The 11,807-nt window shown below is 69.8% G+C and carries 9 protein-coding genes; 7 read left to right on the top strand and 2 right to left on the bottom strand.

The window, feature by feature from the left end; all coding sequences use genetic code 11:
* Positions 1 to 110: 110 nt before the first annotated feature.
* The 5 genes from ACAM49_RS23425 (at position 111) to ACAM49_RS23445 (ending at position 5,122) form a co-directional block, all read left to right on the top strand.
* Complete coding sequence (locus tag ACAM49_RS23425; RefSeq protein WP_369637701.1) at positions 111 to 2,438, top strand: carbon starvation CstA family protein; 2,328 nt, start codon at positions 111 to 113, stop codon at positions 2,436 to 2,438.
* 7 nt (positions 2,439 to 2,445) lie between these two features.
* Positions 2,446 to 2,685 carry a YbdD/YjiX family protein gene (locus ACAM49_RS23430; RefSeq protein ID WP_369637702.1) on the top strand — a complete coding sequence of 80 codons (240 nt, stop codon included), beginning with the start codon at positions 2,446 to 2,448 and terminating at the stop codon, positions 2,683 to 2,685.
* 68 nt (positions 2,686 to 2,753) lie between these two features.
* Positions 2,754 to 4,283: an Ada metal-binding domain-containing protein gene (locus ACAM49_RS23435; RefSeq protein WP_369637703.1), complete on the top strand. Its 1,530-nt coding sequence runs from the start codon at positions 2,754 to 2,756 to the stop codon at positions 4,281 to 4,283.
* Complete coding sequence (locus tag ACAM49_RS23440) at positions 4,280 to 4,798, top strand: methylated-DNA--[protein]-cysteine S-methyltransferase (protein ID WP_369637704.1); 519 nt, start codon at positions 4,280 to 4,282, stop codon at positions 4,796 to 4,798. The genes ACAM49_RS23435 and ACAM49_RS23440 overlap by 4 nt, the downstream gene beginning before the upstream one ends.
* 48 nt (positions 4,799 to 4,846) lie before the next feature.
* Positions 4,847 to 5,122 carry a DUF2277 domain-containing protein gene (locus ACAM49_RS23445; protein WP_369637705.1) on the top strand — a complete coding sequence of 92 codons (276 nt, stop codon included), beginning with the start codon at positions 4,847 to 4,849 and terminating at the stop codon, positions 5,120 to 5,122.
* A 49-nt stretch (positions 5,123 to 5,171) separates the two neighbouring features.
* Here the strand turns inward: ACAM49_RS23445 and ACAM49_RS23450 are convergent, their stop codons facing one another.
* Positions 5,172 to 8,306 (bottom strand): AAA family ATPase, encoded by a 3,135-nt coding sequence (locus ACAM49_RS23450; protein ID WP_369637706.1) that lies wholly within the window; start codon positions 8,304 to 8,306, stop codon positions 5,172 to 5,174.
* Positions 8,307 to 8,328: 22 nt separating this feature from the next.
* The gene (locus tag ACAM49_RS23455; protein WP_369637707.1) at positions 8,329 to 9,675 is read right to left on the bottom strand and encodes an exonuclease SbcCD subunit D; all 1,347 of its coding nucleotides are present in this window, start codon (positions 9,673 to 9,675) and stop codon (positions 8,329 to 8,331) included.
* A 134-nt stretch (positions 9,676 to 9,809) separates the two neighbouring features.
* Between ACAM49_RS23455 and ACAM49_RS23460 the strand changes: the two genes are divergently transcribed.
* Positions 9,810 to 10,946: a DNA recombination protein RmuC gene (locus ACAM49_RS23460; protein WP_369637708.1), complete on the top strand. Its 1,137-nt coding sequence runs from the start codon at positions 9,810 to 9,812 to the stop codon at positions 10,944 to 10,946.
* Between the two features lie 117 nt (positions 10,947 to 11,063).
* On the top strand, positions 11,064 to 11,807 hold a 744-nt coding region (locus tag ACAM49_RS23465; RefSeq protein WP_369637709.1), incomplete at its 3' end, for a DUF6542 domain-containing protein.

The following is an 11,807-nucleotide window of genomic DNA, read 5'->3' on the forward strand; positions in this document are numbered from 1 at the left end:
GCCGGATACGAAGTTGAACGGCTGGTCAAAGCCGGTTCACATGCGTACCGGTTGGGCTACGTTGAGACCAATTCTGTTAGAACCGCAGTACCGCACGGGAGAGTTGTCGCATGGCGACCATCGAATACCTCCGGACGGACCCCGACCTACCTCCGGTAGGTGTGGTGGACCGGACGCCCATGACGCCCCGCAAGAAGGGCATCTTCCTCGCCATCGCCGTGATCGGCGCGATCGCCTGGGCGATCCTCGGCTTCGCGCGCGGCGAGAACGTCAACGCGGTGTGGATCGTGGTGGCCGCCATCTGCACCTATGTGCTCGCGTATCAGTTCTACGCCCGGCTCATCGAATACAAGATCACCAAGCCGCGCGATGACGTCGCCACTCCGGCCGAGGCCATGGAGAACGGCAAGGACTACATGCCGATGGACCGCCGGGTCCTGTTCGGCCACCACTTCGCGGCCATCGCGGGCGCGGGCCCGTTGGTCGGTCCGGTGCTGGCCGCGCAGATGGGCTACCTGCCCGGCACCATCTGGATCATCGTCGGCGTGGTGCTGGCGGGCGCGGTCCAGGACTACCTGGTGCTGTGGGCCTCGGTGAAGCGGCGCGGCCGCTCGCTGGGTCAGATGGCGCGCGACGAACTCGGCGTGGTCGGCGGCATCGCGGCCATCATCGCGGTGCTGGTGATCATGATGATCCTGCTCGCGGTGCTCGGCATCGTCGTGGTGAATGCCCTTGCGGCGACCAAGAACCCGGCGACCGGTGCGCTCGAGGGCGGCAGCCCGTGGGGCGTGTTCTCCATCGCCATGACCATCCCGATCGCCCTGTTCATGGGCATGTACCTGCGCTTCATCCGGCCGGGCAAGGTCGGCGAGGTCTCGATCATCGGCTTCGCGCTGCTGCTGCTGGCCATCATCTCCGGCAACTGGGTCGCCGGATCCGGCTGGGGCCGTGACTGGTTCACCCTGTCGGGCACCACCATCTCGTGGATGCTGATCATCTACGGCTTCGTCGCCTCGGTGCTGCCGGTGTGGATGCTGCTCGCCCCGCGCGACTACCTGTCGACCTTCATGAAGATCGGCACCATCGCCCTGCTGGCCCTCGGCGTGGTGGTCACCATGCCGGTGCTGAAGGCCCCCGCGGTCTCCCAGTTCGCGAGCAACAGCAATGGCCCGTCCTTCGCGGGCAGCCTGTTCCCGTTCCTGTTCATCACCATCGCGTGTGGCGCGCTGTCGGGCTTCCATTCGCTGGTGTCCTCGGGCACGACGCCGAAGCTGCTGGAGAAGCAGTCGCAGGCGCGCATGATCGGCTACGGCGGCATGCTCATGGAGTCCTTCGTGGCGGTCATGGCCATCATCGCGGCCTCGATCCTGGACCAGCACCTGTACTTCGCCATCAACACCCCGGGCATGACCTCGGCGCAGGCCGCGGCCGACAGCGTGAACAAGCTGGGGCTGAGCGGCAATCCGATCGACGGGCAGTACCTGAACGACGTCGCGGCGGGCACGGGCGAGTCCCGCGTGTACTCCCGCACCGGTGGCGCGCCGACGCTGGCCATCGGCATGACCGAGGTCATGCACAAGTTCATCGGCGGCGCCTCGCTCAAGGCGTTCTGGTACCACTTCGCGATCATGTTCGAGGCGCTGTTCATCCTCACCACGATCGACGCGGGCACCCGTGTCGCGCGGTTCATGCTCTCGGATTCGCTGGGCAACCTGGGCGGCGCGGCCAAGAAGTTCCGTGATCCGTCGTGGTGGCCGGGCGTGTTCATCTGCTCCGGCATCGTGGTGGCGGCGTGGGGTTCGGTGCTGCTCATGGGCGTCACCGATCCGCTGGGCGGCATCAACACCCTGTACCCGCTGTTCGGCATCTCCAACCAGCTGCTGGCCGCCATCGCGCTGACCGTGGTGCTGGCCATCGTGGTGAAGAAGGGCCTGGTGAAATGGGCCTGGATTCCGGGGATTCCGCTGCTCTGGGACCTGACCGTGACCATGACGGCCTCGTTCCAGAAGATCTTCTCGGGCGACCCGAAGATCGGCTACTGGACGCTGCACTACAACACCATCGACAAGCAGAACGCCTTCATCGCCGCGCGCGATGCGGGTCAGCTGCCGAAGGGCGTCAAGGATGTCGCGGCGCTGAATCTGCAGATCAGCAATATGGACAAGATCATCCGGAACACCTTCATCCAGGGCACCCTGTCGATCGTGTTCGCCGTGATGGTGTTGATCGTGGCGCTGGTCGGCGCGTGGGTGTGCCTGCGCGCCATCCGCAACGGCGGCGGCGAGGTCACCGAATCGCTGGAGGAGCCGTCGAAGATCTTCGGCCCGAAGGGCTTCGTCGCCACCAAGGCGGAGAAGGAGGTCCAGCAGGAATGGGACACCCTGGTCGCCGAGGGCAAGGTGCGCGCACCCGGCGCGGCCTCGGTCCTGAGTCACTGACGTGGCCATGAGTACCCCCGATGCCCCGCCGTCCGCAGGTCTGCTGCGGGCGGCGGGGCTCGCCCTGGTCCGGGCGCTGAAAGCCATTGTCTGGTGGTTCAACTCGATCCTGGGCGGCAACGACTACGAGCGCTACGTCCAGCATCAGCGGTTGCACCATCCGGGCTGTGAGATCCGCAGCGAGCGGGATTACTGGCGCGACCGGCACGACGCGGCCACCAAGAATCCGGGCAATCGCTGCTGCTAGATCGCCCTGGCGGATTTCCGCCGACGCTCATGGCTATTTTCCGCTAGCGGCGGGTGCGCGGGACTGACATGGTGGATTCCGTGAGTGCGAACGAATTGGATTTCGAGCGTTGCTACCGCGCCGTGGCAACCCGGGATGCTCGGTTCGACGGGCATTTCGTGACCGCGGTGCGCACTACCGGAATTTATTGCCGCCCTTCCTGTCCGGCGATCACGCCGAAACGGACCAATGTCACCTTCCTGCCCACGGCGGCGGCCGCGCAGCAGCACGGTTTTCGCGCCTGCCGGCGCTGCCTGCCCGATGCCGCGCCGGGGTCGCCGCAGTGGAACACCAATGCCGATCTGGCCTCCCGCGCCATGCGATTGATCGGCGACGGGGTCATCGAACGCGGCGGTGTACCCGCGCTGGCCGATGCGCTCGGATACTCCCAGCGTCAATTGACTCGCGTGCTGACCAGTGAACTCGGCGCGGGCCCACTGGCTTTGGCGCGGGCGCACCGCGCGCACACCGCGCGACTGCTGATCCAGACCACGCGGCTGTCCATGTCGGATATCGCGTTCGCGGCGGGATTCGCCAGCATCCGGCAGTTCAACGACACGGTGCGCGAGGTGTTCGCGGTCAGCCCGACGACGCTGCGCGAGGAATCGCGCCGCCGCAACGGCGATACGCTGCCCGCCACCAACGGGCTGCTCACCCTGCGACTGCCCTACCGGGAGCCGCTGGACCAGTCCTGGCTGGAGTGGTTCCTGGCCGCGCACACCGTGCCCGGGCTGGAGCTGTGGGAGCACGGGGTCTACACCCGCAGCCTGCGAACTCCGCACGGGCACACCACCATTCGGCTGTCGATTCAGCCCGGTCACGTCCGCGCCTCGCTGTCGCTGCAGGACATGCGCGATCTCGCGCCCACCGTGGCGCGCATCCGGCACTTCCTGGATCTGGACGCCGACCCCGTCGGCATCGACGAGGCCCTGACCGCGAGCATGGCGGGCAGCCCGGTGCACCCGCACGTTTCGGGCGACGGCGGCGGCATCACGCTGCCCCCGGGCATCCGGGTGCCGGGCTGCCTGGACGGCCCGGAGTTGTTGCTGCGCACCATGATCGGACAGCAGATCTCGGTGGCGGCGGCCAATACGCACACCGCGCGCCTGGTGCAGGGGCTGGGCGAGGCCATCGCCGGGCCTATCCCGCACCTGTTCCCGACCGCCGAGGCCATCGCCGAACACGGCTCGGAGGTGCTGACCGGGCCGGGGCGGCGGGTGGACGCCATTGTCGGCGCGGCCAAGGCCATCTCCACCGGCGATCTGGTGCTGCACTCCGGCCGCACCGCCGCCGACCTGCGCCGCGACCTGCTGGCCCTGGACGGCGTCGGCCCCTGGACCGCCGACTACGTCACCATGCGCCTGCTCGCCGATCCGGACGTGCTGCTGCACTCCGACCTGATCGTCCGCCGGGGCGCGGGCCTGCTCGGCATCGACCTCGCCGACACCGCCCGCTTCTCGCCGTGGCGCTCGTACCTCACCATGCACCTGTGGAAATACGCCCTCGCCCACCCGGCCGACGGCCCGAAGACATCCCCGACCCGGAGGACACCGCAGTGAGCCTCGAAAACACCGCCACCACAGCGGATTTCACCACCACGACCACCCCTGCGGGGCCGTTCACCGCCATCGTGGACGCCGACGGCGCGGTCCTGGCCTCCGGCTGGAGCGCCGACTCGGAGGCCCTGCGCGTCCTGATCCACCCCACCCTCCGCCCTGCCTCCCTGCGCGAGCGCGACTCCCTCGGCGCGGTCTCCCAGGCGATCGCCGCCTATCACGAGGGCGATCTCACCGCCATCGACGTCATCACCGTCCGGCAGTCCTCCGGCCCGTTCCTCACCCACGCCTGGGAAATCCTCCGCAAGGTCCCGGCTGGTACCCCCATCACCTACACCGAGTTCGCGACCGTCTCCGGCCGCCCCGCCGCCACCCGCGCCGCCGCCAACGCCTGCGCCCGCAATGCCGCCGCGCTCTTCGTCCCCTGCCACCGGGTCCTCCGCACCGACGGCACCCTCGGCGGCTTCCGCTACGGCCTCCCCATCAAACGCTGGCTCCTCGACCACGAGGCCCTCTGACCTCTTGTCCGACCGGCCGCGTCAGACCCCCGGCGTACCCTCGCAACCATGTGCCGCAACATCCACACCCTGCACAATTTCGAGCCGCCGGCCACCCCGGACGAGGTGCACGCGGCCGCCCTGCAATACGTCCGCAAGATCAGCGGAACCACCAAACCCTCCCAGGCCAACCAGGAAGTCTTCGACCTCGCGGTCGAGGAGGTAGCCGCCGCGACCACCCGTCTCCTGGCCGGTCTCACCACCAACGCCCCGCCCAAGGACCGCGAGGTCGAAGCCGCCAAGGCCAAGGCCCGAGCCCAAATCCGCTACTCCCGCATCAACTAGCCCGCCGCATCGTCGGCCAGCGCGCTACGCGCTGACAGTCGACAGGGCGCTAGGCGCTGACCGAGGTTTCCAGGCGGGAGCCGGTGCGGCCGCGGATCACGTGGAGGCGGCTGGGGATGCGCTGGCGCATTTCGTCCACGTGGCTGACGACGCCGACGACGCGGCCGTTGGAGCGGAGGTCGTCGAGGACGCCCATGACGGCGTCGAGGGTGTCGGCGTCCAGGCTGCCGAAGCCCTCGTCGATGAAGAGGGTGTCCATGACCAGGCCGCCGGATTCGGCGGAGACCACGTCGGCCAGGCCCAAGGCCAAGGCCAGCGACGCCATGAAAGTCTCGCCGCCGGAGAGGGTTTTGGCGGGGCGGATGGCGCCGGTGTAGTCGTCGCGGATGTCGAGACCCAGGCCGCCGCGGCGACCGCGCGGGCCCGCGGCGTCGGTGTGGACGAATTCGTAACGGCCGCCGGACATGCGGCGCAGGCGCACGGAACCCGCGAGGGCGACTTCTTCCAGGCGGGCGGCGAGGACGTAGGAGCGCAGGGACATGCGGCGGTTGTTCTCGCCGCGGCCCGCCACCACCTCGGCAAGGCGGGCCAACTCGTCGTGGGCGCGCTGCAGCGGGGCGATGTGGTCGACAGCCGACCACAGCTGCGAGCACAGGCTCTCCAGATCGTCCACGCGGCGGGTTGCCTCGGCATTGGCGGCGACGGCGCGGTTCAGATCCGATTCGGCCTGCGCCACAGCGCTTTCCAGCGCTTCCAGATCGCCCGGTTCGGAGTCGGCCGCAGCCTTGATCTCGGGCTCGGCCAGCACCGCTTCGGCATGGGCGCGGGCCCGGTCGGCGGCCACGAGTTCGTCCTCGATGGCCGATTGCTGTGCCGCGGTGCGCGAGGCGGCGTCGACGGCGCGGGCGTACTCGCCGAGCACGGCGTAATCGGGCCCGGACTCCCCCATCACCGGCGGTGCGGAATCCACCAGACCCGCTTCGTACGACAGCTTTTCGACACGTACGGCCGCGGCCGCGACCTGCTCACGCGCGGTGACAACCTCAACCCTGGCCGCCCGCACGGCGGTGGCCTCTTCGACCAGAGCCGCCAGCCGCGCCCGCCGCCGATCGACGGTACCGTCGGCACCGGCTGCCGCCAACAGCCGCTCGGTCAGTTCGGCCAGCCGCCGATCGGTCGAGACGATCCGTTCCAGCGTTGCACTGGAACGGCTTTCGCACTCACGCACCTCGTCCTGTAGCCGCGCCTGCTCCGCGCGCAGCTTGTTCAGCTCGGCGGTCAGCCCGTCGACCAACCCCGCGACCCGCTTGGCCTCGGTGAGTTTCCGCGTCGAATCATCCAACGCCGCAGCCAGTTCCGCCTTGTCCACGTCTCCACCGCGCTCGACCAGCACCTCGATGGCCCGCTCCAACTCGGCCACCGACTGACCGGCCCGCTCCCGCGCGGCCTCGGCCTTGCGCTCCGCCGCCAAAGCGGCGTCCTCATCATCCTTGGACACCGCGTGATCGGTCGGCCGCGCCGGATTCGGATGCGTGTCGGACCCGCACACCGCACACGGCTCCCCCGCCACCAGCGCACCCGCCAACTCCGCCGCCATCCCGGCCATCCGCTGCACCCGCAACGCCTGAGTCCGCTCCCACGCCTCCGCGTGCGCTTTCCGCACCGCCTCGAAAGCAGCTCCCGCCCGCGCGATTTCCCCGCGCCGCCGCTCCAACTCCACGGCCGCCTCGGCCGAAGTCCGCAGCCTCAGGCATTCGGCCTCGAGCCCGGGCAGCGCCGCCGCCGCATCCGCGGCCCCGCGCAACCGAACCTCCACCCCGGCAACGGCTTCCGGCAACTCCCCCAACCGCTTGGCCAGCTTCGCCGCCCGCGCCTCCAAATCACCTTGCTCGGTCCGCAATCCAGCCAGTTCACGGGTCAACCGGTTCGCCGACTCCGCATCGGCCCGCACCTCGTCCAGGGCCCCCATCTGCGCACTCCACCGCTGTACAGCCGATTCCAGACCCGGTGAACCGTCGGACACGGTATCGAGGGCTTCGACATCACCGAGATCGGCCGCGAGCTCGCTGCCAGCGAGCTCGGCCGCGGCCAGATCGGCTGCGGCCCAGGCGGTTCCCGGGAGTTCGGCGCTGGCGGGTTCGAGGAGGCGGTCGGCGAGTTGTTCGGCGGCGCGGGTGGCGTCGTCGGTGCGGCGGCGGAGGGTGACGGCGGCGGCGCGGGCCTCGGCGAGGGTGGTGGCGACCGGTTCGGCGCGGCGGGCGCGGTCGAGTTCGGACTGGCGGGTGGCGCGGTGGTCGGCGGTGGCGGCGAAGTCGGCGAGCTGGGTGCGGGCCGCGGCGCGGCGGCGGTGCAGGTCGTGGCGGCGGCGCTCGGATTCCGCGGCGGCACGGGCCTGGGCCGAATCCTTTTGGCGGCGGGCGAGTTCGGCGCCGGTGTCGGTGACGTGGGTGCGGGCGGCGGTCAGCAGGGACTGCGACCAGCCGACGGATTCGAGGGGGCTGGCGGTCTCGGTGGGGGGCAGGCCCGCGGCGGTGCCGACCTGGGCGATGAGGCGGTCGACGGCGTGTTTGCGGGTGTCGAGGTCGGCGGTGGCGGCGCGGCGCTTGTCGGTGAGCCATTGCTCGGCGGTGCCGAATCGTTCGGTGTCGAAGAGCTTTTCGAGCAGCTTCTCGCGATCCTCGTTGTCGGCGCGCAGGAATCGCGCGAAGTCGCCCTGCGGGAGCAGCACCACCTGGAAGAACTGGTCGGCGCTCATGCCGAGCAGGCGCAGCACCTCGTCGCCGATATCGGGAATGCGGGACAGGTTCTGCCCGCGCCCGTCGAGCCACTCCAGGGTGGCGGCCGCGTTCTCCTTCACCCAGCCGGATTTGGCCCGCTTGCTGGGCCGCTGGAATTCCGGCGACCGGATCAACCGCAGCCGCCGCCCGCCGATCGTGGCCTCCAGCGACACCCGCGGCGCGGTCTGCTCGTCGGCGTGATCGGAGTGCAGCCGCTTGCCCTCCTCGCGCGCGCCCGGCACTTTCCCGTACAGCGCGAAGGCGATGGCGTCGAGCACCGTGGTCTTCCCGGCCCCGGTCTGCCCGTGCAGCAGGAACAGCCCATCGGCCCCGAGCTCGTCGAAATCCACCACGGCCGTCTCGGCGAACGGCCCGAATGCCGTCAGCTCCAACCGATGCAGCCGCACGCGGCGCTCCCTTCCCCGGCCCTCACGCGGTCATCCCGCCGACAGCCCCATCCGATCCGCCTGACTCCAGCCCGAATTCGGCCATATCGAACAATCCGAACGCCGCATCGGCCTCCGCCGCGTCCGCGCCCCGCGCCGAGCCGTCGAACCCGGCGGCACTGACCGCATCCACCTTCGGCGCCGCTGCTTCCGGCTCGACGGGGCGTAGCTCCTCCGCGGAAATCCGTAGCGGGCCGTCCTTTTCGCGGGTAGCGGCGGAGAGGGCGCGTTCGAGCCAGGTCATCTCGCCGGGCGTCGGAGTGCCGCGGACGTCGGTGAGGAAGCTCTGGGCGATCTCGGTATCGCGGCGGCCGTGGACGCGCTCGCGGTAGCGCAGTTCCGGATTGCCGTCCGGGCGCTGCCATTCCACGTGGACGGCGTGCGGGAAGCGCTCGCGCAGGCGGCGCAGCGCGTCCACCGGGCGCGCCTCGTCGGTGAGGGTGGCCGAGACGTAATGGGTTTCGGCCTCGACGTGCTCCGGGGATTCCAGCAGTGATTCCAGCGGGCCGACGAGCTGGGACAGGCCGCGGACGACCGGGAGCTCGTGCCGCCGCACCTCGGCAAGACCGGAGGCATCGAGATCGACGATCCAGACCGCTTTTCGGTGGGAACGTTCGCCGAACGAATACGGCAGCGGCGAACCGGAATACCGGACCGATTCCGACAGGGTCTGCGGTGAGTGCAGGTGGCCGAGCGCCACATAGTCGATGCCGTCGAAGGCCGACTGCGGCACGGTCTCCACCCCGCCGACCGAGATGGACCGCTCCGACCCGGTGGCCTCACCGCCCACCACGAACGCGTGCGCGAGCACCACCGACCGCGTCCCCGCCCGCTCCGCCAGATCCGCGCGCACCCGGCCCATGGCCGCGTCCAGAATCTCGGCGTGCGAACGCGCCTGCGGCACGCCCAATTCCACCCGCGTGATCTCCGGCTCCAGGTACGGAATGCCGTAAAAGGCGATCTCCCCGAACTCATCGGACAGCAGCACCGGCCGCGCCACATCCGCGATGCGGCAGCGCAAATGCAATCCGCCCGCCGCCGCGAAACTACCGAGCGCACCGAGCCGAGTGGGCGAGTCGTGATTGCCGGAGGTCGCGACAATGGCCGCCCCCGCCGCCCGAATTGCCTCGAATCCCCGATTGCACACCACGATCGCATCCGCACTCGGAATGGAACGGTCGTACACGTCCCCCGGCAGCACGACCACGTCGACGCCCTCGGCCGCCACCAATTCCGCGATGGCCCGCAGCGACGCCTCCTGATCGGCCAACAGGTCGACACCGTGAAAGGTGCGACCGATATGCCAGTCGGAGGTGTGCAGGATGCGCATGCCGAGAAACGCTAGGCGATTGCCACGACAAATTCATCCGCCTTCGGCGCGTCAAGCGAACTTCGCACCCCAAAGACGCCGCACCGGTGCCAGATTCACGACTTTGTCGGTGGCATGGGGCACTATCTCGTGCCATGACCGCACCGATGCTGTTCGCGCTGCTGTTGGTGTTCGTAGCGGGGCTGGCCCTGGGCTGGCTCGGGCATGCCGCGCGGGCGGGACAGCGGGCGGCGGTGGCCGAGGCGCGGCTGGCGGCCATGCGGGACAACGAGCGGCTGTTGCGGCAATCACTCGGGGCCGCCAGCGAGGACGCGGCGCGGCGGCAGTCGCATGCCATCGGCTCGCTGGTGGAACCGCTGCGCGAGGCGGTGGGGAATCTGAACCGCCATATCGAGCAGGTCGAGCACAACCGCATCAACGCGTATTCCGGCCTGCGCGAACAGGTCGCGGGCATGCAGCGCACCTCGCACCAGTTGTCCACGCAGACCGGGCAATTGGTGGCCGCCCTGCGCGCGCCCCAGGTACGCGGGCGCTGGGGCGAGATCCAGCTGGAGCGGGTGGTGGAGCTGGCCGGCATGGCCAAGCACTGCGATTTCGACACCCAGGTGACCCGCCGCGGCGACACCGTGGTGCGCCCGGACCTGGTGGTGCGGCTGTCCGGCGGCCGCCAGATCGTGGTGGACGCCAAGGTGCCCTGCACCGCCTATCTGGATGCCGCCGCCACCGAGGACCAGCGCGAGCGCGACGGCCACCTGGCCCGACACGCCCGGCATCTGCGCAATCATGTGGATCAGCTCTCGGCCAAGGAGTACTGGGCGGCCTTCGAGCCCTCCCCCGAATTCGTGGTGCTGTTCGTCCCCGGCGACCCGTTCCTGGACGCGGCCCTGACCACCGACTCCGGATTGCTCGAGTACGCCTTCGGTCGCAATGTGGTCTTGGCGACGCCGACCACCCTCATGGCGCTGCTGCGCACGGTCGCGCTGGGCTGGCGACAGGAGGCGATCTCGGAGGACATGGCGGTGGTCCAGCAGCTGGGCCGCGAGCTCTACACCCGCCTCGGCACCACCGGCCGTCACCTGGACCGGTTGGGCACACAGCTCGGCAAGGCGGTCGACGCCTTCAATCACACCGTCGCCTCGGTCGAATCGCGGGTGATGGTGACCGCCCGAAAGCTCCACGATCTGGATGTAGCGGACGCACCCGTGCCCGATATTCATCCGGTCGAATCATGGCCGCGGGCAGTCGGCTTCTCGGATGGGGGTGAGGCCTGAGCAACCGCTTGGTCTCGGCGCAGCCGCGCCATAGCTATCGCCTGGTTCGTGCGATTCCAGATACCCGCGTGATGTCGCCTGCCTCGCGAAACACCGACATGCCTTAGTGTGCTTGACGTGGCAGTTACCCAACGCGAGCGAACCGAGGTGCCCCCGTCGCACCGTTCGATCCTGCCGTCGGTACCCGGCGTCCCGGCCGGAGCCGCCGTCCTGATCGCTGTGACGTGCACCTTCATCGGGTTCCTGATCGACGCGCGCGGTGGCGACGACCTCACCGGTACCTTCGCGAGCTGCTATGTGATCGGCTGTGTGCTGGCCGTGCTCGCGGTCCGCTACCGGGGCCTGTTCACCGCACTGGTGCTGCCGCCGCTGCTGATGTTCCTCGCGGTGCCGCTGTGCTACCAGCTCCTATTGGGGTCCGCCGGCAGTTTCAAGCTGAAGGACATCCTGCTGAATCTGGCCATCCCCCTGGTGAATCGCTTCCCCACCATGGCCCTGGCCACCGTGCTGGTCCTGATCATCGGCGGGGTCCGCATCGCCCTGCACCGCCGCGAGGCCAAGGCCGGCGCGAGCGGTGACAAGCCCCTCCGCCCCCGCACCCGCGCCACCCGCCCGGGCGGCGCCCGCGCCCAGCGCACCCGCTCCGCCGATTCCAAGGACCCTGCCAGACGACGCTTCAGTGCCGGCCGGACCGCCACCGCCGCCGACAGCGACGCGCCCGATGCCGAGACCGCCCGCCCGTCCCGCCGCGCCACCGGCCGGGTCGCCGCCGGGCCGCCGCGGGTAGGTGCGAACCGCCAGCCCGGCGAGGGTCGCCGCCGCCGCGCCCAGGAGCCGGATCAGTCCGCCGCCGAGCGCAAT

This window comes from Nocardia sp. JMUB6875 (assembly GCF_041154655.1).
Taxonomy (GTDB): Bacteria; Actinomycetota; Actinomycetes; order Mycobacteriales; family Mycobacteriaceae; genus Nocardia.